The 21,505-nt window shown below is 70.3% G+C and carries 21 protein-coding genes, 1 tRNA gene and 1 riboswitch; of the genes, 11 read left to right on the plus strand and 11 right to left on the minus strand.

Features of this window, described 5'->3' with window-relative positions; translation table 11 throughout:
- Nucleotides 1-40: 40 nt before the first annotated feature.
- From FHX80_RS15240 to FHX80_RS34740, 4 genes are all read right to left on the minus strand, one after another.
- On the minus strand, nt 41-1,009 hold the full coding sequence (locus tag FHX80_RS15240) for a hypothetical protein (RefSeq protein ID WP_145767314.1): 969 nt from the start codon (nt 1,007-1,009) through the stop codon (nt 41-43).
- A gap of 370 nt (nt 1,010-1,379) precedes the next feature.
- Complete coding sequence (locus FHX80_RS15250; protein WP_145764679.1) at nt 1,380-1,865, minus strand: hypothetical protein; 486 nt, start codon at nt 1,863-1,865, stop codon at nt 1,380-1,382.
- Nucleotides 1,866-1,886: 21 nt separating this feature from the next.
- On the minus strand, nt 1,887-2,033 hold the full coding sequence (locus tag FHX80_RS15255) for a hypothetical protein (protein WP_208764663.1): 147 nt from the start codon (nt 2,031-2,033) through the stop codon (nt 1,887-1,889).
- Nucleotides 2,034-2,354: 321 nt separating this feature from the next.
- Nucleotides 2,355-2,513, minus strand: a complete 159-nt coding sequence (locus FHX80_RS34740; protein WP_446447084.1) for a DUF7848 domain-containing protein — start codon at nt 2,511-2,513, stop codon at nt 2,355-2,357.
- Nucleotides 2,514-2,920: 407 nt separating this feature from the next.
- Between FHX80_RS34740 and FHX80_RS15265 the strand changes: the two genes are divergently transcribed.
- From FHX80_RS15265 to FHX80_RS15275, 3 genes are read left to right on the plus strand one after another with little or no spacing between them, the layout of a single operon-like run.
- Nucleotides 2,921-3,181 carry a hypothetical protein gene (locus tag FHX80_RS15265; RefSeq protein WP_145764681.1) on the plus strand — a complete coding sequence of 87 codons (261 nt, stop codon included), beginning with the start codon at nt 2,921-2,923 and terminating at the stop codon, nt 3,179-3,181.
- Entirely contained in the window at nt 3,153-3,677 is a 525-nt protein-coding gene (locus tag FHX80_RS15270; protein WP_145764682.1) for a DUF6879 family protein, read from the plus strand. The genes FHX80_RS15265 and FHX80_RS15270 overlap by 29 nt, the downstream gene beginning before the upstream one ends.
- An 18-nt stretch (nt 3,678-3,695) precedes the next feature.
- Entirely contained in the window at nt 3,696-4,550 is an 855-nt protein-coding gene (locus FHX80_RS15275; RefSeq protein ID WP_145764683.1) for a helix-turn-helix domain-containing protein, read from the plus strand.
- Nucleotides 4,551-4,742: 192 nt separating this feature from the next.
- Here the strand turns inward: FHX80_RS15275 and FHX80_RS36390 are convergent, their stop codons facing one another.
- Both FHX80_RS36390 and FHX80_RS15285 read right to left on the minus strand, forming a co-directional pair.
- Nucleotides 4,743-4,868 carry a hypothetical protein gene (locus FHX80_RS36390; protein ID WP_280118783.1) on the minus strand — a complete coding sequence of 42 codons (126 nt, stop codon included), beginning with the start codon at nt 4,866-4,868 and terminating at the stop codon, nt 4,743-4,745.
- A 305-nt stretch (nt 4,869-5,173) separates the two neighbouring features.
- Nucleotides 5,174-5,584: an SHOCT domain-containing protein gene (locus FHX80_RS15285; protein ID WP_145764685.1), complete on the minus strand. Its 411-nt coding sequence runs from the start codon at nt 5,582-5,584 to the stop codon at nt 5,174-5,176.
- 209 nt (nt 5,585-5,793) lie between these two features.
- On the opposite strand from FHX80_RS15285, the gene FHX80_RS15290 reads away from it, so the two are divergent.
- Together FHX80_RS15290 and FHX80_RS15295 are read left to right on the plus strand one after the other, a co-directional pair.
- Nucleotides 5,794-6,015 (plus strand): hypothetical protein, encoded by a 222-nt coding sequence (locus FHX80_RS15290; protein WP_145764686.1) that lies wholly within the window; start codon nt 5,794-5,796, stop codon nt 6,013-6,015.
- A 40-nt stretch (nt 6,016-6,055) separates the two neighbouring features.
- Complete coding sequence (locus FHX80_RS15295; protein ID WP_145764687.1) at nt 6,056-7,264, plus strand: SPFH domain-containing protein; 1,209 nt, start codon at nt 6,056-6,058, stop codon at nt 7,262-7,264.
- A gap of 27 nt (nt 7,265-7,291) precedes the next feature.
- Here the strand turns inward: FHX80_RS15295 and FHX80_RS35190 are convergent, their stop codons facing one another.
- A complete protein-coding gene (locus FHX80_RS35190; protein WP_208764664.1) occupies nt 7,292-7,795 on the minus strand; it encodes a hypothetical protein in 504 nt (167 codons plus the stop codon).
- 468 nt (nt 7,796-8,263) lie between these two features.
- Here FHX80_RS35190 and FHX80_RS15305 point away from each other — a divergent pair.
- From FHX80_RS15305 to FHX80_RS15330, 6 genes are all read left to right on the plus strand, one after another.
- A tRNA-Met gene (locus FHX80_RS15305) sits at nt 8,264-8,337 on the plus strand.
- A 203-nt stretch (nt 8,338-8,540) separates the two neighbouring features.
- The gene (locus tag FHX80_RS15310; protein ID WP_167523550.1) at nt 8,541-9,704 is read left to right on the plus strand and encodes a PP2C family protein-serine/threonine phosphatase; all 1,164 of its coding nucleotides are present in this window, start codon (nt 8,541-8,543) and stop codon (nt 9,702-9,704) included.
- Nucleotides 9,705-9,999: 295 nt separating this feature from the next.
- Nucleotides 10,000-10,153: riboswitch (cyclic di-AMP (ydaO/yuaA leader) on the plus strand.
- An 11-nt stretch (nt 10,154-10,164) separates the two neighbouring features.
- Nucleotides 10,165-11,364, plus strand: a complete 1,200-nt coding sequence (locus tag FHX80_RS15315; RefSeq protein WP_244318278.1) for a M23 family metallopeptidase — start codon at nt 10,165-10,167, stop codon at nt 11,362-11,364.
- A gap of 296 nt (nt 11,365-11,660) precedes the next feature.
- A complete protein-coding gene (locus FHX80_RS15320; RefSeq protein ID WP_145764689.1) occupies nt 11,661-12,605 on the plus strand; it encodes an aldo/keto reductase in 945 nt (314 codons plus the stop codon).
- A gap of 253 nt (nt 12,606-12,858) precedes the next feature.
- On the plus strand, nt 12,859-13,986 hold the full coding sequence (locus FHX80_RS15325) for an SPFH domain-containing protein (protein WP_145764690.1): 1,128 nt from the start codon (nt 12,859-12,861) through the stop codon (nt 13,984-13,986).
- Nucleotides 13,987-13,999: 13 nt separating this feature from the next.
- Complete coding sequence (locus FHX80_RS15330; protein WP_145764691.1) at nt 14,000-15,115, plus strand: TFIIB-type zinc ribbon-containing protein; 1,116 nt, start codon at nt 14,000-14,002, stop codon at nt 15,113-15,115.
- A gap of 64 nt (nt 15,116-15,179) precedes the next feature.
- Here the strand turns inward: FHX80_RS15330 and FHX80_RS15335 are convergent, their stop codons facing one another.
- The 4 genes from FHX80_RS15335 to FHX80_RS15350 form a co-directional block, all read right to left on the minus strand.
- The gene (locus tag FHX80_RS15335) at nt 15,180-16,757 is read right to left on the minus strand and encodes a PrsW family intramembrane metalloprotease (RefSeq protein ID WP_145764692.1); all 1,578 of its coding nucleotides are present in this window, start codon (nt 16,755-16,757) and stop codon (nt 15,180-15,182) included.
- Nucleotides 16,758-16,855: 98 nt separating this feature from the next.
- Nucleotides 16,856-17,806 (minus strand): tRNA (guanosine(46)-N7)-methyltransferase TrmB, encoded by a 951-nt coding sequence (gene trmB / locus FHX80_RS15340; RefSeq protein WP_145767316.1) that lies wholly within the window; start codon nt 17,804-17,806, stop codon nt 16,856-16,858.
- A gap of 4 nt (nt 17,807-17,810) precedes the next feature.
- Nucleotides 17,811-19,067, minus strand: coding sequence for an L-2-hydroxyglutarate oxidase (lhgO, locus tag FHX80_RS15345; protein WP_145764693.1), 1,257 nt, complete (start codon nt 19,065-19,067; stop codon nt 17,811-17,813).
- Between the two features lie 240 nt (nt 19,068-19,307).
- On the minus strand, nt 19,308-20,957 hold the full coding sequence (locus FHX80_RS15350; RefSeq protein WP_145764694.1) for a collagen-like triple helix repeat-containing protein: 1,650 nt from the start codon (nt 20,955-20,957) through the stop codon (nt 19,308-19,310).
- Nucleotides 20,958-21,505: the final 548 nt, after the last annotated feature.

Raw genomic sequence — 21,505 nt, forward strand, 5'->3', positions numbered from 1 at the left:
GCCGACCACTTGACTTGATGCAGAGAAGCCGTCAAGCGCCCTAGGTGAGCACCCACTTGGGCGGATGTCGGGGGTCGGCCGGGCAGGTGAAAACGTGCAGGTCCCGGTCCCGGCCGAAGCGGAGCCAGGTGGGTTGGGCAACGGATTGGCCACCCCGGATCGATGCCTTCCCCCTCAGGGTCGGGTCACGGTCCTCCAGCGGCATCCAGCTGTGCGAGCCGGCGTCCATCTCGTAGCCCTCGGCCGTCAGCAGCAGCCGCATGGGGGTTGCGCAGGACGCGCAGTCGATGGCCATCGGGCCCGTCGACGCCCAGCTGGGGAAGCCGCCGACGCGCCAGCCGGGAGGGATCGACAGGTCGTACTGGTAGCTGGGGGCGTTTGGGCCGTGTTCCGCTACCTGGGCGTCGTCCCACGCGTCGATGCGCGCGATCAGCGAGGCGGGCAGCGTATCGTCCTCCGCCCAGGGATAGGTGTTCACCTCTTCCGGGTGCAGGACACATGGCTCGGGGAGTTCGTGCTCCCATCGAAGCAGGGGCACATGGGGCGGATCAGCGAGGAAGCGTTCCGCGTGCTCGGCCTGCCCGGCCAGTCGCCACCGCAGGCGGTAACGGCGCTCCAGGTACGGGCCGTGAGTGAAGGGGCAGCGGAAGAGCTGCACCAGGTCCGCGCCGTCGGGCCCGCAGGCAAGACCCGGGATGTCACGGCGGAAGAACTGGGCCAATCCCACGAAGGGCACCGGCCCGTCCAGTCCGGGAGTTTCTACGGCTGGCCATGGCCGGCTCGGCGGCCAGACCCCGGCGGCCCGGGCGCTGCGGATCTCCTCCGGTGCGTACCCCTTGCTCTCGCGCTGGTGCGGCTCGTGGCAGAGCGGCCACGGTTCGCCGTCCGGCCACAGCATCGGCCCGCCAACGTGACTGTCGTGCATGCCGGGCCGCCCCGGTCTGGGGTGCAACCGGGTTGTCCGGGCTCGGTAGGGGGCCAGCTCCGGGAACACGGCCTCCACAGACACCGGTCTGACCGGCGTGGTCCTCGTCATGCACGGACCGTACGCGGCCGGATAAACGCCACACGAACAGATTGCCGCACCACACGTAGTTCAGAGAAGCCCGCATCCGCTGCCCAATGCTCCACATCGACCCGAAGATGCTCTACCGGCTCGCCGAGATCGAGACCAACCTCCTCAACCGCCGCGAGCGCGCCGAAGCCGAAGGCTGACTCGGTGAGATCGAGGGCATCGACCTCACCATCACCTTTTCAACGGTAAGCGCGAGGAAGCCCTCCGTCTTCGCTGCCAAGAGTCGGGTCGACCTCGGCATGCCTGCCCGCAGAGGGAAGCCGAGATGAGCCTCATGGACATGCGCCAGTGTCCCGCACAGGGCTCACACCAGCAGCCGAATCGACGGAACCTCCGCATCCACCGCGATCTCCGTCTTGCAGCCTCCGCAGTACACACTCGTGGGACGGCGCACGTTCGTCTGGACCGAACCTTCGCTGGACGTCTCCTGGTGAGGGCAGTAGTTGCCGTAGTGCAGGCGAACCCAATTGCTCAACGGCGTTGCGTCGACGCCCCGCTTGGCGTCCTTGAACGGCGCCCACCAGAAGTCCACCACAGTCCGCAGCGCCAGCCGGTCGTCCTGGCTTGTCACGTCGAACGCAGCGATCCGAGCCGCGGCGAAGTGCTGCTCGTTCCTGCCGCTCCAGCAGATGGCCCGCTCGGCCCCCCGTTCCAGCGCGTTGGTTCGTCCGACCCGCTCGCAGACGAAGCAATCCAGGTTGAGCTGGATCGTGGGTTTCCAGAACAACCGATCACGATGAACCTTCTCAAGCCCAGACAGAACCGCCGTGATCTCAAGGCTGCGCAACATCGTGCGATCGTCGCACAGCTGCTACAGCGACACCGCGAGCACCCCGACTTGCAAAGTGCAGAGAAGCCACCGACACCAGCGCAGCAGGTCGTAGGCGTAGCTGCGCACGCTGCCGGTCCGGTTGTCTCGGGCGATGAAGTCGATCAGGAACCTGCGGACCGGTTGCACGATTCTCCCTCCTCATCGAGAACCAGCCAGGGCACGACACCTGGGTCCGTGGCCACCCGCCCCCAGCGCGGGAGATGGATGGCGCGGACGTCACGGGATTGCTCGCTCAACTCCGTTGGGCTCCTTCGTCGTCGGGATACGCAACCTCTATCGAGAGCATGTCTCTGGTCTGGGGCCGCTTCGTGTGGGATGGCAAGTCGGGCGCATGCCCCACCGAAGCGCGAACGATCACGGCATGGAAGAGCCCCGGCCCGCGAGGTCGGGGGTCATCGGCGTGACCCCTTCCCGGCCACCGCCGGCCTCGGGCACGGGGCGGGGAGCTCAGCGCGCCCAGTCCTCCGGCGGTGTCGGACGCTCGGCAGCCTCGGAGGACTCCCGGCACGTGGTGCACTCCGCCTCGTACACGGGGCCCGGGGCGCCGGGCTCGCGGTCGGGGCCGACCGTCCGGTCCGCGTGGCGGATCACGGAGCGGACCGTCATCGGCCCGCCGCCCGGACCCGGCCCGCGCAGGCTATGGAGTCCACGCACTGCCGGGGGAACCACAAGTACGCGGCGCCGGCCGTGGGAGTCACGCGCTGCTGCCCGAGGTCGGTACCGAGCCCGACACCGAGCGGTGCCCGGCACCAGACGCAACACCAACCGCGCTGCTGCTGTTCCGTCAGGTCTCTGACTGGTGGCAAATCCCTCACGGTCATGGCGTGTCCCCGGCTCGTCGGCGGTCAGTGCGCCGACCGTAGGGACCGGCCGTGCACGCACACCAGCTCTGTGCAGAAGTGTGCGCAAGCTGCCCTCTGCCCTGGTCAGTGGCTGCTTCGCGCCCTTGACGGCATTAAGCGTTCGCTGGACGGTGGCGCACAGAACTGCACACCACGTGGACGGAGACCGGCATGTCGTTAGTGTTCATCGGGATCGACCCCAACACCGGGGACAAGCAAAGTCCCACCGTGTGGGTCGACCGGGACAGCAAGGAGCTCGTCTTGCAGGGATGGAAGGCGAGCCCCGAACTCGAAGCAGAAGCAGCCGCGTTCACCGTACCGGGCCACGCCGTGGGCATCCCCGAGAACGAAGCCGTGATCCGTATCCCCGCCAGGATGGTGGAGATGATCAGGGAGGCGTGCGATGCCGTCGAGCGTGCCGACCTTCGATGACCTGATCGCCCGCTGCACAACCGCCGTACACCTGGAGATGCGCGACTTCTACGCCGTCGACTACGAGAGCGGTCCGTTCGCCGACTGGCGCACCGGATTCCGTCACGATCCGGCCGACCGGGCGTCCTGGTGGCGGCCGTGGCTCGACGTGATCCAGGACGCCGTCAGCCGCGGAGCCGTTGTCCGGCGCGCCCGCATCGTGTCCGAACCCGTCAGTGAGTACACCCAGTTCCTCTACGACGGAACGTTCACCAACATCGCGGCAGGCGAGCAGGTGAGGTGGCTGCCGCGCCGGCAGGCATCCGACATCGCTCTGCCCGGCAACGACTTCTGGCTGTTCGACGACCAGTGGGTGCACTGGAACCACTTCGCCGGCGACGGCTCGTCCCTCGGCGAGGAAATCACCGACGCCCCCACCTCGGCCAAGTTGTGCTCCGAAGCCTTCCGCACCGTGTGGAGCCGCGCCTCCCCGCACGACCAGTACTCGATCCACTAGCAGGAGCACCGGCCACCCATGCCCCTCTCTCCGTCATCATCTGCCCAAGCCGCCCGCGACTCCGTGGCGCGCAGACTGCGGGACCTCCGCAAGGGGGCAGGACTGACGGTTGTTGAGCTGGCCGTCCGATGTGGCTGGCACCACGCCAAGACATCCCGTGTCGAGAACGGGCGCACTGCTCCGTCCGCGCTCGACGTGAGGCGCTGGTGTGCTGCCTGCGGTGTGCCGGAGCAGGCCGCCGACATCGTGGCCCAGTCACTCACCGCGGAGTCGATGTACCAGGAGTGGCGACACCAGGTGCGGTCCGGGCTGAAGCAACTCCAGGACAGTTGGGTGGACTTCTACCGCTCCACCCAACTGTTCCGGGTGTACTCGCCGACGCTGGTGCCGGGGTTGCTCCAGTCCGAGGGGTACGCGGCGGCGCTGCTCTCCACCATCGGAGCGTTCCGCGACATCCCGGTCAACGACGGTGCCGAAGCCGGGGCGGCCCGGGTGGAACGCTCCCGCGTTGTTCATGAGCCTGGGCACCGCTTCGTGTTCCTCATAGAGGAGGCCGTGCTGTACTACCGCATCGGTGACGCGGACGCGATGGCCGCACAGCTTGGGTACCTGCTGACTGCCGGTGCTCTGCCGGCCGTGTCGCTGGGCATCGTTCCGGCGGCGACACGGGAGCGTGGCATGTGGCCGCAGGAGGTGTTCCACGTCTACGACGACAACTTCGTGTCCGTTGAACTGCTTTCCGCTCAGGTCAACATCACTCAGCCGTCGGACGTGGAGCTGTACGTGCGGGCGTTCGAGCGGCTGCGCGGCATGGCCGTGTACGGGGCCGACGCGCGGGCCCTGGTCGTGAAGGCGATCGACGCGCTCGACTGACCGCGCACGCACAAAGGCGCCCCCTGCCCCTTCGCACGCACAAAGACGCTCCCTGCCGCCGGCCGTAGCCGGGACAGGGGCGTGATGTGGTGAGCCCGGATGGGTGAGCGACGCGTGAGAGATGCGTGAGCGGACGGGCTGCTGCACGGCCGGACGAAGGCGGATCTCGGGACACGGAGGCGGGCCCCGTGGCTACAAGCGCGAGGCTGCGTCCGCCCAGACCTGCATGTCGAAGCCTTCGCCGGCGGCTTCTTCTTCGTACCAACCGGTGCCGGACAGCCAGACTTCCAGCCACTCGACGAGGCTGCGCGCGTCCACGAACCAGGCGCCGGACAGGTCTTGATCGCGGATCGCGTTCGGACAACCGCTGGACCGGGCTCGCCGACGCGGCCGGGCCGGTGGTCACCGGGCTGGTGGGGACCGGGGACGCGGTCACGTACACCAATCCCACCATGGGGCAGGGAGTGGCACTGGCCGACCATCCGGACTTCACGCCCGGATTCGACGGCCCCGCACGGGAGGACCGGGAGTCGGCCGTGCGGCGTACGGCGCAGGCGGTCTGAAGCGGGCGAGGGGCCGTGGGCGGGCCGACGGGGAGGGGGCGAGCGGGCAGGGGGCGGGCGTCAGACGAGGAGCTTCGTCTTTGCTCGCTGGTACTCCTCGTCCGTGATCGCACCCTTGTCCCTGAGGTCGGCGAGCCTCGTCAGGTCCTCGACGTGGCTGCTCTTCGTCGAGCCGCCCGCGGCGTCCGTGCCCGCCGCGTCTCGCACGTACGCCTTGAAGGCCGCATCCCGTTCCTTCGCGTCCTTCAGATCGCGCGTCCCCATGGACTTGCCGCGGACGATCACGTAGATGAGCACGCCCAGGTACGGCAGCACCAAGGACAGGATCAGCCAGCCGGCCTTGGCCCATCCGCCCAGGTCATCGCTGCGGAAGATGTCCATGATGACGCGGAACAGAAGGAACATCCACATGACCCAGAGGAAGAACCAGAGCATGGTCCAGAAGAGGTTGAGCAGCGGGTAGTCGTCCATCGTCCACTCCAGATCATCGCGTCGAATGAGTGAATGCGAAATAATTCATACCACCGCATTTCGCCCCTCGCCCGGCGAGTTCCGTCAGCGTTGCCGGTGGGGGCGCGAGGAGTAACGTGGACGTGTCGAGGGAGGCGTGGGCCTCCGGGAGGCGGTTCGCCTCGTGACTGTGATGACGTGTCCGAACACGGACCTGCGGCGGTGCGCACGTGCGCGCGGCAGATGAGTCCGGCCGGAGTCCGGTCGGGGCCGTCGGCCGTGTCACGGTGCCGATCCCGCCGGATGGGCCGGGCGAGGTACTGGTGGCCGTACGGGGCGGCTCCGAGGCCTACACCGCATGGTCGGCGACGGCCATCGGCAGGGACGTACGCATCGTGGTCGTCGACTCCGTATCGGCACGCACCGTGGTGGTGGAGCGCTTGCCGTCCTGACCCGAGAAGTGACATCTGATCTCCTGACAGGAGTCCGCTCATGCTGTTCTGGCACGTTCCCGCCCCCAACGAGGCGATGCTCATATCGGGTTCGAAGCGGCAGACGCAGGACACGCAGTTCCGGATCGTCACCGGACACGGGAGCTTCGTCCTTCCGATCAAGCAGAAGGCGCGGATGCTGTCCCTGGCGCTTCGGGAGGCGGAGATCACCGAGGACTGCGTCACCCAGCAGGGCATCCGCCTCACGGTCCGGGCCGTTTCCGTCTTCAAGGTCGGGGACGACGCCGTGTCCATCGCCAACGCGGCACGGCGCTTCCTGTCCGAGCAGAATCAGATGGAGGAGCTCGTCGGCCGGATCTTCGCCGGACACCTGCGGTCCATCGTCGGCGGACTGACCGTGGAACAGATCATCCGGGAACGCAGCCGGGTCTCCCAGGAGGTCATCGCCGGCAGTCACGGTGAGATGGAGAAGCTCGGCATCGTCGTGGACGCCCTCCAGATCCAGGAGATCGACGATGCCACCGGGTACATCGACAACCTGGCCGCCCCGCACGCCGCCGCGGTCGCCGGTCAGGCCCGGATCGCCCGGGCCAAGGCCGATCAGGAAGCCGCAGAACGCGAGCAGCAGGCCGCCGCGCTCAAGGCCGAGTACGAGCGGGACACCGCGATCAAGAGGGCCGGGTTCCTCGCCGAGACGGAGCAGTACAACGCCCGCGCCGCCCAGGCCGGGCCACTCGCGCAGGCCAGGGCCTCGCACGAGGTCATCGAGGAGCAGACCGCGCTGGCCCAGCGCCAGGCGTCACTCGCCGCCCAGCGGCTGGAGGCGGAGGTCGGGCGACCGGCGGACGCCGAGGCCTACCGGCAGCGCACGCTGGCCGAGGCCGCCCGTGACCAGGTGAAGTTCCAGGCGGACGGAAGCGCGTACGCCGAACGGACCCTCGCCCAGGCCCAGGCGGACGCCAACACGGCCCGCGCCGTCTCGCTGCGGGACGGCAACCAGGAACTCATCGCGGCCAACCGCATCGTGGAGAACCTGCCCGCCCTGGCCGACGCCGCCGCCCGCGGGATGTCGGGAGCCAGCCTCACCGTGCTCAACGGCACCGACGGGGTCAACGAGATGGCGGCGGGAGTCGTCGGCCAGGGGCTGGCGATCCTCCAGTCGCTCCAACGCGGTACGGACCCGGCGACAGCCCAGGACGGCGACGACCGGAACCAGGACCCGACGCCCCGTATCGCCGACTCGGAATGACCCGAGCGGAAACGAACGGGACCGGCCCTACTTCTCCGGTACGGAGACGGGGGCCGGGGCCGGGACCGGTACGGAGGCCGGGACCGGGTCGCGGGTCTCGGCGGAACTCTCGGCAGCGGGCTCGGCGGGGCTCACTTCGGCCTCCGATGCCTCGGGCATCTCTGTCCCCTCGGTCGTCTCTGCCACCTCTGCCGTCTCAGTGGGTGCGGCAGCCTCATCAAGTGCGGGAGCAGCTGAAGGCGACAGCGCGGCAGCCTCCGCGCGCGCGGCCGAGGAGACCTTCCGGTGGTGCGCCAGGATCCCCACGAAGCCTGCGAGGAACCCACTGACCAGGCCGGATATCGCATGGTTGACCGCGTTGACCGACTCGCTGTCCGGAATTCCGATGATCGCGTAATTGACTCCCGCGCTCATCACCGCCCCGATCACTCCGCCGATCACACCGCTGATGACGGCACCCCGCAGCGGTGAGGCCGCAGTGGTTGCGGGGGCGGACGCGGGGGCAGGGGCGGGAGTGAGCGGTGCGGTCATCGGCGGAGGCCCTCCAGACAGGCTGCGATGAGAGACCGGGAGCGGCTTGCGGGGCGCGGTGAAATGCGTGCTCCCGGGTCTGCTCGCACGGGCAGCCCACCAGTCCGGGGGATGCAGCAGATACCTTGCGGCAGAACGCGTGTTCCTTGCAACACCTTCTCGTTTTCGACACTTTGACGTTCTTGGTCCGGTCGGCCGAACCCGGTGCGGGACTGCCTCCGCCTGTTCGGTGAGCGATCCAGTCGAATGTCAACTGGTCGACAGAGGTTGGTTGTTGCGCGGGTGGGGGTACTGGTCTCCCTTTTCTCGCAGGTGGTTGGGCCTTTCCCTCGGATGGTCGGGGTCGATCGGGGGAGTCTGTGCGGGGGCGTCATCGGGTGGGCCGGGCGGCGGGGGAGCCGCGCGAGGGGGCGGGCGCGCGGGGTGGTCATGAGTGCGTCGAACATGCCGTAGAGTTGTGTTTACCGACGCGGGGTGGAGCAGCTCGGTAGCTCGCTGGGCTCATAACCCAGAGGTCGCAGGTTCAAATCCTGTCCCCGCTACTGAAGAATCAGGCCAGGCATGCATACTGCATGCCTGGCCTGATTCGTTTGTGCGTTCGCCGGGCCACCGGCCGGTGCGACCCGCACCACGCACGTACTCCCATTGGCCGTCGATGAATCGCCCCGCCACCGTGCTCCGGGAAGTCTGGGGGTGGTGCGCGGTACCGTCCGCGGCCGTGGGCGCACCGGGTAGGAGAGCACAGGTGGGGAAGCGGGAACAGCGGCGGGGGAGGCGCGCGGGCGAGATCCGGAACCGCCGGCTCGTCCGGGCGCTGCCTGGCCTGATCATCGCCGTGGGGTTGGTGTTGGATTTGATCACCCCGCCCGCCTTCACGCCCGTTCCGCTGTTCGCCGCGGCCCCGCTGATCGCCGCGCCGTTCTTCTCGCAGATCGGCACCATCCGGGTCGGAGCCGCAGCGCTGCTGTCCTTGGCCGGGCTGCGGTTCTACGGTGAAACGCTGTTCAATGCCGTGCCGTCGATCGAGCTCCTCACCGTCCTCACCGTCTCGGTCCTCGCGGTCTACATCAACGGGGTCGTACGGCGCAGCAACGAGCAGTTGGCCTCCGCGCGAGTCATCGCGGAGACCGCCATGCGCGCGGTGCTGCCGAAGCCGCCCGACCGGATCGGCGGGCTGCAAGTGGCCGCGCGGTACGAGGCGGCCCAGGCGGACGAGTTCGTCGGCGGCGACCTCTTCTCGGTCACGGACACCCCGTACGGGGTGCGGCTGGTGGTCGGGGACGTGCGCGGCAAGGGGCTGGACGCGGTGGAGGCGGTGGCGGTGATCGTCGGCGCGTTCCGGGAGGCGGCCGAGCAGGAGCGGTCACTGGAGGGGGTGGCTCAGCGGCTGGAGCGTGCGCTGGCGCGGGAATCGGGCCGGCGCGGGGGCCTCGACGAGGCCGAGGGGTTCATCACCGCCGCGCTCGCCGAGATCCCGCCGGGCGCGACCCTGGTGCGGATCGTCAACCGCGGCCACCCCGAGCCGCTGCTGATGTACTCGGACGGGGCGCTGGACGTACTGCAGCCCGAGCTGCCCGCGCTGCCCCTGGGGATGGACCTGGGCGTGTGGCCGGACCGCGCCGACGAGTGGGCGTTGCCCGCCGGGTCGACGCTCCTCCTCTACACGGACGGCCTCTCCGAGGCCCGTAACGCCGACGGGGTCTTCTACGACCCCGCCGAGCGGCTGCGCGGACGGATCTTCCCGGGCCCCGAGGAGCTGCTGTCCGCGCTGACCGACGACGTACGGCTGCACACCGGTGGGGTGACGACCGACGACATGGCGCTGCTCGCCATTGTGCGCCCCGCCGAGGGGCAGCCGGACCGGCGCACAACCGTGAAGATCGTGGGTTTGGGAGGCGGCGCAGGGTGAAGACGAAGGGGCAGACGGGGGAGAGCGTGAGGGAACACGAGGGAATGCGACGGAGCGGACGCGGAAGATGCCACTGTCCGTAACCGTAAGGAACCCCTTCGCATAACATTTGACGCAACGTCAGAAAATAGATAACGATTGAGTGGCGATCAACTCGCCCGGTTCCACCCGGTTGTGTCCCGTAAAGTCCAGGCCGAAGATGTGAATGATCAGCTGGAACGGCTTGGAATCGGACCCGTGTGTCTATTAACGTTCGATAACGCAGCGCGGTCCCAGCCGCCGTCAGAGGCGGCACCGTGCGCGAGCGCCGAATTCCGCAAGGGAACCGGGGAACCACCTACATGGGGTGAATCGGGCATCTCTGTCTCGTTGAGAGGCGGAGGAACCCGTAGGAGACCTTCCTGCTCCGAACCCGTCAGCTAACCCGGTAGGCGAGAAGGAAGGAAAGGAGTGCGCCCCAGTGGCGTCCAACAAGCCTGCCCCCGAAGCCCCCTCATGGTTCGTGCCCGAGCACGGAAATGACTTCGGACCCGGGCCCGGTGCCAGCTACGGCACCAACCACGGAACCGAGTACGGAACCGCTTACGGATCCAGCCACGGGACCGCTTACGGAACCGCCTACGGAACCGATCGGGGCAGCGAGTTCGGCAACGGCTTCCGCGCCGACGAGGCCGAGCCGGACAAGGCGCGGGAGGAATGGAATCCCACCGAGGAGTCCATCCGCCCCGTACGCGGCAAGCACCGCGTCGCCAAGCAGCGCAACGGTCTCGCCCGTAGCTCCACCGTCCTCGGCGTCGGTGTCATCGCAGCCGTCGGCGCGGGCGGCATGGCCTCCGCGCAGAGCAGGCCGCCGGTCTCCATCTCCCTTCCCGACGCCATCTCCGACAACCTCCCCGAGGCCAGGTCCCTCCCCGGCGTCGGCGCACTGTTCTCGGGTGAGTCCGAGGCGGAGAAGGCGAAGGCCGAGACGGTTTCCGCCCCGCTGACGACGGCCGGCATCACCACCGCCGAGGCCGAGCAGGGCGCCACGGACGCCGGCGAGGCGCTCCGCGCCCGCATCCTCCAGCAGGCCGAGCAGCAGCAGGACTCCGCCGACGCCGAGGCCAGGGCGGCCGAGGAGAAGGCCGCCGCGGAGAATGCGTCCGCCGAGGCGAAGAAGCAGCAGGACGCTGCCGAGGCCGAGGTCGCCGCCGCGAAGAAGAAGGCGGCGGAGGAGGCGAAGGAGAAGGCCGAGGCACTGCGGCTCGCCAAGCTCGCCGCCAGCTACGCCATCCCCACCTCCTCGTACACGATCACCTCGACCTTCGGCGAGGCCGGTTCGCTGTGGTCCTCCGGCTACCACACGGGCCTCGACTTCGCGGCGCCGACCGGTACCCCGATCAAGGCCATCCACAGCGGCACCATCAAGTCGGCCGGCTGGTCCGGTTCGTACGGCTACCGCACGGTCCTGGAGCTCGAGGACGGCACGGAGCTCTGGTTCTGCCACCAGTCCTCGATCGGTGTCGGCGTCGGCCAGAAGGTCACCACCGGGGACACCATCGGACGCGTCGGTGCGACCGGCAACGTGACCGGCCCGCACCTTCACCTCGAGGTCCACACCTCGGACGGCGCCGGGATCGACCCGATGTCCTGGCTGCGTGCCCGGGGCCTGACGGTCTGAGCCCGCTGCACGGTCCGGAGGCGGGGTCTCCCGGCCCGCGGCCGTGGGCCGGGTCGGCGTTCCCACGGCCGCGCCGTGCGCTGCGTTGCGCTGTGGTGAGCCCTGTGCCCTCTCCGGCCACTGAACCCCGGCAGTCCTGACGCTCACCCCCCGACGTCAGGGCTGCCGGCCCGTCTGTCCGGCCTCGCGGGACTGCCATCATGGCCATGACGGCAGCCGCAGATGCGCATGGCACGGAATGCCGTAGTTGCACATGGCACGGAATAGCGGAGACGGCGGGTCGGGTTGATCCATATATGACTTCTCTTCGCAGGCTCGGCTCATCCAGCCTTCAGGTCTTCCCGCTCGCCCTCGGTGGCAACGTCTTCGGCTGGACCGCCGACGAGGCACAGTCCTTCGCCGTTCTCGACGCGTACGCGGCGGCCGGCGGCAACTTCATCGACACCGCCGACGCGTACTCCGCCTGGATCCCCGGCAACGAGGGCGGTGAGTCGGAGTCCCTGATCGGCAAGTGGCTCGCAGCGCGGGGCAACCGTTCCGACATCGTCGTGGCCACCAAGGTCGGTGCCCACCCCTCGTACAAGGGGCTCTCCCCCGCCACCATCAAGGCCGCGGCCGAGGAATCGCTGCACCGGCTCGGCACCGACCACATCGATCTCTACTACACGCACTTCGACGACGAGACGGTCCCGGTCGAGGAGATCATCACCGCGCTCGACCAGCTGGTGAAGGACGGCAAGGTCCGCGAGATCGCCGCCTCCAACATCAGCCCGGAGCGGCTCCGCGCCTCGCTGGACTTCTCCGAGCGCGAGGGACTGGCCCGTTACGTGGCCCTGCAGCCGCACTACAACCTCGTCTCCCGGGACACCTACGAGGGCGAGCTCCAGGACACCGCTGCCCGCGCCGGGCTCGCCGCCGTCCCGTACTTCGCACTCGCCTCCGGCTTCCTCACCGGCAAGTACCGCCCGGGTGCGACCGTGGACAGCGCGCGCGCCGGAAAGGCGAGCCAGCACCTGGAGTCGGAGCGTGGGCAGAAGGTCCTCGCCGCGCTCGACAAGGTGGCGCAGGAGCGGAACGCCGAGATCGCGACCGTGGCGCTGGCCTGGCTGGCATCCCGGCCGACCGTCGCCGCACCGATCGCCTCCGCCCGTACGGTCGAGCAGCTTCCCGCACTGGTGGCCGTCGCCGATCTGAGCCTGACGGACCAGGAACTGACCGAGCTCACCGAGGCCTCCGCCTAGACCCGCGAAGTCCGGGCCTAGAGAACTGCTTGTCCCTGGTGACCGGCCAGGCGATGGCGCGTTCGACCGGGAGCCGCCATCCGCGGTATGTCGGTCTGCCGGGCCGGGGCGGTTGTGGCCTGGCAGCGGTCGGCGGCGAGCAGCTCGACGCGGTGGAACCGACCGGGACAAGCCTGGTCAGGCCGCACTTGCGGGTTGCTATCGTTCCCTCGCGTGTCCGGAGAGGACACCATGTAGAGCGGGGGAGGGTCTCATGGGGCTGTTCGACAGCATCCGCGGGGAATTCATTGACATCGTCGAGTGGACCGACGACAGCCGGGACACCATCGTGTGGCGGTTCCCGCGCCATGACAACGAGATCAAGATGGGTGCCCGGCTCGTCGTACGCGAGTCACAGACCGCGGTCTTCGTCAACGAGGGCCGGATAGCCGATGTCTTCCAGCCCGGTACGTACACCCTGGAGACGCAGAACCTGCCGCTGCTGTCCACGCTGAAGGGCTGGAAGTACGGCTTCAACTCGCCTTTCAAGGCCGAGGTGTACTTCGTCACCACCCGCCAGTTCACCGACCTGAAGTGGGGTACGCAGAACCCCGTCATCGTCCGTGACCCCGAGTTCGGCATGGTGCGGCTGCGGGCCTTCGGCGCCTTCGCCGCCCGGGTGGTCGACCCGGCCGCTCTGCTGCGCGAACTGGCGGGTACCGACCCGCAGTTCCGCACCGAGGAAGTACAGGAATACCTGCGGCAGCTGATCGTCAGCAAGCTCGGCACCGCGCTTGCCACCTCGGGTGTGCCGATGCTGGATCTGGCGACCCGGCAGGACGCGCTGGGGGTGAAGCTGGCGGGCGTCCTCACCGAAGAGCTGACGCCGGTCGGCATCGCCGTCCCCAAGTTCATCATCGAGAACATCTCGCTGCCGCCGGAGGTCGAGGAGGCCATCGACACCCGGTCCCGGATGGGGATCGCGGGCAACCTCGACCAGTACACCCAGTTCCAGGCCGCCGACGCGCTCGGCGCGGGGGCGCGAACCCCCGGCAGCGGGGTCGGCGAAGGCATGGGGCTGGGGCTCGGCATGGCCGCCGGTCAGCGGATGGCCGCCGGTCTCGCCCCGCAGTCCCCCGGTCCGGCGCCCGCCGCCGCTCCCGCCCCGGCAGCCGGCCCGCCGCCGCTGCCCGCGCAGGAACAGTGGTTCGTCGGCGTCAACGGCGCCCAGCAGGGTCCGTACGACAGCGCCGGGCTCTCGGCCCTGGTGAGTGAGGGCACCTTGACCCGGGCGACACTCATCTGGCGGGAGGGGATGGCCGGCTGGCTGCCCGCCGACCAGGTACCGGACGCCGGCCGGCTCTTCGGGGCCGTACCGCCGCCGCTGCCTCCGCAGGCATGAGAGCGGGACGACCATGAGCCCCGACGAGCAGAACACCACCGCCACCGGCGCCACCTCCCGTTCCTACCCGTGCAGGGCGTGCGGTGCCACGGTCGAGTTCGCGCCCGGCGCCGACGCGTTGCGCTGCCCCTACTGCGGTCAAGAGCAGCGGGTCACCGCGGTGCCGCGGCAGATACGTGAGCACAGCTTGGACGAACTGGCCACGCTGCCCGCCAAACCACGCGGCTCCACACCGGAGGGGGTCCGGACCTATCTCTGCCCCGGCTGCGGGGCACACACCGAGAGCGACGACCTCTCGGCGCGCTGCCAGTTCTGCGCCACCGCGCTGGTCGCGGAGCCCGAGGCCGACGAGCGGGTGACGCCCGAGGCCGTGATCCCGTTCGGGCTGGACCGCAAGGACGCCCGGGAGGCACTGAGCGCTTGGACGTCGTCCCGCTGGTTCGCTCCGTCGCGCCTGAAGAAGGTCAGCGAGGCGGAGACGTTCAAGGGCAGCTATCTGCCGCACTGGACGTACGACGCGCAGACCGCCTCCCACTACAGCGGTCAGCGGGGCGTGTACTACTACGTCACCGAGACGTACACCACCACGGAGAACGGCCAGAGCGTCACCAAGACCCGCGAGGTGCGTCACACCCGCTGGTACCCGGCCTCCGGCAACGTCAGCCGCGCCTTCGACGATGTCCTCGTCGCGGGCACCGACCACGTCAGCACCGACCAGCTGGACAAGCTCACGCCCTGGCCCCTGGAAGAGGCCAAGCCGTTCCAGCCGGAGTACCTGGCCGGCTTCCAGACCGTCAGGTACAACGTGGAGCCGGAGGACGGGCTGGTCACGGCCAAGGAACGGATGGCCGAGGTCATCACGGCGGACTGCCGCTCCGACATCGGCGGTGACGAGCAGCGGGTGCATTCGGTGGACACCCAGTACTCCGCTCTCACGTTCAAGCTGATGCTGCTGCCCGTGTGGTTCCTGACCTATCTGTACGCGGGCCGGAGCTGGCAGGTCATGGTGAACGCCCGCACCGCCGAGGTGATCGGCGAACGCCCGTACAGCAAGGGCAAGATCGTTGCCGCGGCTGTGTCGGTGCTGGCACTCATCGCGCTCATCGTTTTCCTGGTGATGAGGAAATAGCGGAGCGCCGTCCCCGGGCCGGTGAGGCCCGCGCGCGGCGGCACTGGATGAACAAGCGTGTCCTTCAGGGCTGTTGGCCGTAGGGCGGCCTGTCGTACGGGAACTGTCCGTACGGGAGCTGCCCGTAGGGGGGTTGGCCGTGCGGATACGTGGAGTGCGGGTGCGGGGCGTGGCTGCCGTAGGGCTGGTACGTCCCGTAGCCCCGGTACGCCTCGTGACGCTGGTAGGGCGGGGGCACCGGACGTATGAACCGGGGGCGCAGGCGGCCCGTCGCCTGCGCCGCGTACGCCAGGGCGGGTCCGGCGACCTCCCGGCGCTGCCACAGGTGGTGCAGCAGCTCCAGCTCGCGTTCGGCCAGGTCCGGGCCCGCCGTGCCGCGGCGGGCCCGGCGGCGCAGAAAGGCCAGTGACGTCGCGAACGACTCGTACTCGCCGACCGTACGGGCCGCCGCCTTGCCCCGGGCCTTGGCCAGCGTTTTGGCCTGCGGGCTCATCGGGGCCGGTGCGTAGGCCGGGCGGCCGTACGGGCCGCCTCGCACTGCCGCCGCGTGCCACCGGCGGGCCGTGTCCCTGGCCAGGCCGCGGGCCCGCATCGAGGACAGGGCGAGGGGTTCCGCGGGGGTGAGCCAGCCGGCCGCGGCGTAGGCGGGCAGCTCGACGGCCAGGGTGCGCAGCTCGCGCCGGCGGGCCCAGATCGCCAGCCAGGTCACCAGGCCGAACGCGGGCACCATGAAAGCCCCGTACACCGCGTAGAAACCGTACGGGCCGAACGTCGACGAGCCGTTCCACAGGGCGTGCATGCCCATCGCGAGGACCAGGCCGAGCAGCGGCAGCGCGATGCGGCGGAACCGCTGGTGGCGTGCGCTGCTCGCGGCCATCCCGAAGCCGATGCCGGTCATGACGGTGAAGAGCGGATGCGCGAACGGCGACATCACCGCCCGTACGAAGAACGTCGCGACGGTCACCGCTACGAACCCCGAGCCCATCTGCTGGTCCTCGCCGAAGGCGTTGCCCAGATAGAGGATGTTCTCGGTGAAGGCGAAGCCCGTCGCGGCGAAGCCGGCGACGACCACGCCGTCGACGATCCCGTTGAAGTCCCTTCTTCGGAACAGGAAGAGCAGCAGCACAGCCGCGGCCTTGGCGCTCTCCTCGACGACGGGGGCTATGACCGTGGCGCCCAGGGTGTCCGCGCCGCCCGGGTCGGCGGTGGCCGTGGCGATCCACCGGGTCGCGAAGGAATTCGCGATGATCGCGACGAGGGCGGCCGCGCAGGCGCCCCAGGCGAAGGCGAACAGCATGTTGCGCCAGGGGCCCGGTTCGACCCGGTCCAGCCAGCGGAACGCCGTCAACAGCAGCGGGACCGGAAGGACCGCGAGACCCAGACCGACGAGGAACCCCTGGGTCCCCGTCTGGTCGCGGACCAGAGCGAGGATCACCAGACCGCAGAGGGCCAGCACGGTGAAGACGGCGACGACGCGGAGCGTCCTGCTCCGCCACAGCATGCCGACGCGGCGCGGCCGGTAACGCCACTGGCCCCGCTCCGGCACGGCAGCCAGGATCTCGCCGACCCGCTGCTCCTCGAGCACCGGAACGGCCGGCTGCGACTGCCGCTGCTGGTACGGCTGGACAGAACCGTCGGACACCCCACGACCCTAACGAGGAGGACTGACAACGGCCATGGCGCGTGGCCGGGCCTGCCCCGGTCCCCGTTCCGAGGCGGCGGCGTCGTGGGGGGAACGGATCAGCGGCGGGCGAAGAGCACGTCGTGCACGACATGGCCCTTGTCCAGGCCCTGTCCCTCGAACCGGGTCAGCGGCCGGAACGCGGGCCGTGGTGCGTAGCCGCCGTCCGCCACCGTGTTCTCGAAGCGGGGGTGCGCGGTCAGCACCTCCAGCATCTGCTCGGCGTACGGCTCCCAGTCGGTCGCGCAGTGCAGGACCGCTCCGGGCCTCAGCCGCTGCGCCACCAGGTCGAGGAACTCCGGCTGGATCAGTCGGCGCTTGTGGTGGCGGGCCTTGGGCCACGGGTCGGGGAAGTACACCCGCAGCCCGTCCAGCGAGTCCGGCTTCAGCATCTCCCGCAGCAGGATGATCGCGTCACCGTTGGCGACCCGGATGTTGGACATGCCGTTCCGGTCCGCGAGACGGAGCAGATTGCCCTGGCCCGGGGTGTGCACGTCGACGGCGAGGATGCCGGTGCCCGGGTCGTCGGCGGCCATCTGAGCGGTGGCCTCGCCCATCCCGAAGCCGATCTCCAGCACCACCGGCAGCCCGTCGAACAGCTCGGGCAGATCGAGGACCCGCAGCCCGTCGATGTCCAGGCCCCACTTCGGCCAGAGCCGCTCCAAGGCGTCCTGCTGGCCGGGCGAGACCCGGCTGCGGCGCGGCTGGAAGCTGCGGATCCGGCGCTCGTGGTGCGAGCCGGCGGGATCGGCCGCGGGGCCACCGGGGAAGCGGGGCTCCTGGCGGAGCCTGCGCTGGCGGTCCAGGGCAGCGGCGCGCAGATCGTCCGGGATTCCGGCGGTGGCGGACGCATCGGACGCATCGGACGCGTCGGACGCGACGGGCGCATCGGCTGCGTTGGACGCGCCGGACGCGACGGGCGAGTCCGGCACGGGGTCGGCTCCGGGTGCGGCTGCCGTCGGTTCGGCTCCGGGCACGATGTCGCCGGGCGTCGCGGGGGAGGGGTTCATGGGCTCAGACACAATGCCCTGATTCTACGGCGGGCGGTTTCCACCCTGTCCCCTCTGCCCGAACGAGCGCCCTGCGTGCCACCTCCCGCCCGATGGGCAGCGAGGCCGTGGCGGCGGGCGACGGGGCGTTCAGCACGTGCACCGTGTGCGGGGCCTCGCGGATCAGGAAGTCGTCCACCAGGGTGCCGTCCCGGAGCACCGCCTGGGCCCTGACCCCGGACGGGGCGGGCCGCAGATCGGCCTCCGTCACGTCGGGCAGCAGCCGCCGCACGGCCGCCGTGAAGGCGTGCTTCGACAGTGAGCGGTGCACCTCGCCCACCCCGTACCGCCAGTGTCTGCGCGCGATCCGCCAGGAGCCCGGCCAGGTCAGCGTGTCCACCAGCTCGCGGGGGCGCACGACCGGCCAGCCGTAGCCCTCGCGGGCCAGCGCCGGCACCGCGTTCGGCCCGACGTGGACACTGCCGTCGTGGCCGCGGGTCAGATGCACGCCGAGGAACGGGAACGCCGGATCCGGCACCGGATAGACCAGCCCGCGCACCAGATCGGGCCGGGCCAGCTCGTAGTACTCCCCGCGGAAGGGCACGATCCGCATCCCGGGGTCGTCGCCCGCCAGCCGCGCCACCCGGTCGCAGTGCAGCCCCGCGCAGTTGACCAGCACCCTGGCCCGCACCACCAGGCCGTCCGCCGTCCGCACCGCGACGCCCCACGGCCGCCGGTCGATCGCGGTCACCTCGGCGCCGAACCGGATCAGCCCGCCGCCGTCCCGTACCTCGGCGGCGAACCGCTGGGCAACCGCACCGAAGTCGCACACCCCGGTCGTGTCCACCCGGATCGCGGCGAGACCGCGCACCCGCGGTTCGTGCTCCGCGATCTGCGCCGGTCCCAGCTCGCGCACCGGCAGCCCGTGCTCGCGGCCGCGCTGCACCAGCGCGTGCAGCCGGGGCAGCTCGGAGCGCCCGGTCGCGACGATCAGCTTGCCGGTCACCGCGTGCGCGATGCCGTACTCCTTGCAGAAGTCGACCATTTCCGCGGCGCCGCGCACCGCGTACCGCGCCTTGAGCGAACCCGGGCGGTAGTAGATTCCGCTGTGGATCACCCCGCTGTTGCGCCCCGTCTGGTGGCGGGCCGGGCCCCACTCCTTCTCCAGCACGGTCACCCTCGTGCCCGGGGACGACCGCGTGATCGCATACGCGGTCGACAGACCGACGATCCCGCCACCGATCACCAGCACATCGCAGTCGTACGCCGCGTGCGTCATCATCACGCCACCTCCCACCCCGATAGTGCACTGACCCACTGACAACCCGCTCAAACCCCGCGAGGCCCGCGTGGCGCCCAAAATTTTTGGCGGTACGGGTCCTGCGTGGGTTCGGTACGGGTCCGGTACGGGGACCAGGCACGGCGGCCGGACACGGGGGGCCGTGCCGGGGCCCGGCACGGCGGCCCTGCCCCGGGCCCGAAACCGTGCCGGTACGGGGGCCGGGGCCGTCCACAGGGCCGGTCAGGCAGGGGCCACCAGCAGCGGGCGGGCGCGTTCCCGCAGCTCGGCGACGCGCGGCTCGTCCCCGTAGGGCTCCAGCCGGTGCAGCAGGTCGCGCACGTACTCGGTGGTCCGCGCCGACGAGATGCGGCCCGCCACCTCCACCGCGCGGGTCCCCGCCGCGCAGGCCGCGTCCAGATTCCCCGACTCCAGCTCGGCGACGGCCGACACCACGAGCCGCAGCCCGTGTGAGCGGACGAATTCCTCGGTCGGCCTGGACAGGGCCTGCTCGGTGAAGCGCCGCACCTGCCGCGGCGCCTTCAGGTCGAGGTGGCACTCCGCGGCGTCGGCAGCGAATCGGTCGTACGAGTAGAAGCCCAGCCACGCCGGGTCCGCGTCGCCGTCCCGGGAACGCTCCAGCCACCCCTCGGCGGCCTTCAGCGCGGCCCCCGCGGCCGGTGCGTCGCTCGCCTTGGCGTGGGCCCGGGCCTCCACCAGACGGAAGAAACTCATGGTGCGCGCCGTCGCGAGCCCGCGGTTGCGCTCCACGGCCGCCTGCGCGAGGTCGACGCCCTCGTCGGCGAAGCCGCGGTAGGTCGCCTGGAGCGACATGGAGGCGAGGACGTAGCCGCCGAGCGGTACGTCGGCCGCGGCGCGCGCCAGGCGCAGCGCCTGGATGTAGTAGCGCTGTGCGGCCTCCTGCTGGCCGGTGTCGAAGGCCATCCATCCGGCGAGCCTGGTCAGTTCGGCCGCGGCGCCGAAGAGCGCCCGGCCCACCTCGTCGCTGTACGAACCCAGCAGCAGCGGTGCGGCGTCGACCCGTAAGCACTCCGGGACCATGGACGAACGCCAGTCCCCGCCGCCGTACTTGGAGTCCCAGCGGCGCGCGTCCTGGGCGGCCTCGCGCAGTTTGGACACATCGCTGTGGCCGACCCGCAGCGGCGAGACGGCGTGCACGGAATCGGGTCCCGGCTGGGCCGGGATCGACACGCTGTGCCCCGGCGCCGGTGGCGCGCCGTGCCCGTGAACCGGCGGCGCCCCCGTCTGACCCGGTACGAGCGGTGTTCCGGTCAGGATCTGCCGCCCCGGCGCGCCAGGCAGCGCCGCGGCGCCGGATGCACCCGGCGAGCCCTGCGCCCCCATTGCGCCCCGTGCGCCCTGCGTGCCGAGCACCGCCGCCTCGGCGGCCGCCGAGGCACGGGCGACCGACGGGTCGGCGGGGGATATCAGCCAGCGGGACGCGGGAGTGGCGTACGCACTCACCGAGAACGAGCCGGCCAGCGACTGCCAGATACCGCCACTGCCGGCCCGCCGCCCGGCCAGATCCAGCCGGTACAGCTCGGTCGCCGAGCGGACCGCCTCACCCACATCGCGCGGAAACGTCAGACCGACCTCCGGCGCGGGGTCGGCGTCGGCCAGCCCGATCTCGTGCAGCGGGACCGGCCGGCCGAGCTTGGCGCCGATCGCCGCAGCGATGAGATGGGGCGCGGCGCCCTGCGGCACCATGCCCTTGGAGACCCACCTGGCCACCGAGGTCTTGTCGTACCGAAGTGTCAGTCCGCGCTGCGCCCCGAGGTCGTTGACCCGCCGGGCGAGCCCGGCGTTGCTGATTCCCGCGAGGGCGAGAACGGTTCCGAGCTTCTCGTTCGGCCCGCGTTGCTCCCTGGACATGCGCCACCCCTCGACACACAGACGGCAGCCGCGTCACCGTTGAGGCGCGCGGCATTCGTACCGTGTTCTCCCCAGGGACGAACCCCGGCACTCCGGCCGCACACGCATTTGGCCGAGCCCCGAGGAATATGCCGCTCTGCTGAGAACATCAGTCAACCCAGCGTAGTTCGCCGCATCCCTACCGTTAAGGGGCAGGCGTCCGTATGGCGGGATTGTTGTCGGCTCGGAGTCTTCGGGCGGGGAGCGGCGGCGATCGGTGGGGAGCCCGAAGGCGCGAGGGGCTGCCGGGGCGGTTGTGGTGGGCGGGAGACGGAGGAAAGGTGAAGGTCGGGGGGAGGGAAAGCGGGGGAAGGGGGAGGGGAGGCGCGATCCGCCGGACGCCCGCGAAGGGGTGCGGAGGAGGGGTCGGGGAGGGGGCGGGAAGGGGTTCCGGAAGAGGTTCGGGGGAGGGCTTCGGGGAGGGGCGGCGGGAAGGGCGCCGGGGGTGGCGCCGGGATAGTGCGGGGCGGGAGGGAGGCCGCGTGATTGGTTGGTCCCGGCGTGCTGAC

The organism is Streptomyces brevispora (assembly GCF_007829885.1).
Taxonomy (GTDB): domain Bacteria; phylum Actinomycetota; class Actinomycetes; order Streptomycetales; family Streptomycetaceae; genus Streptomyces; species Streptomyces brevispora.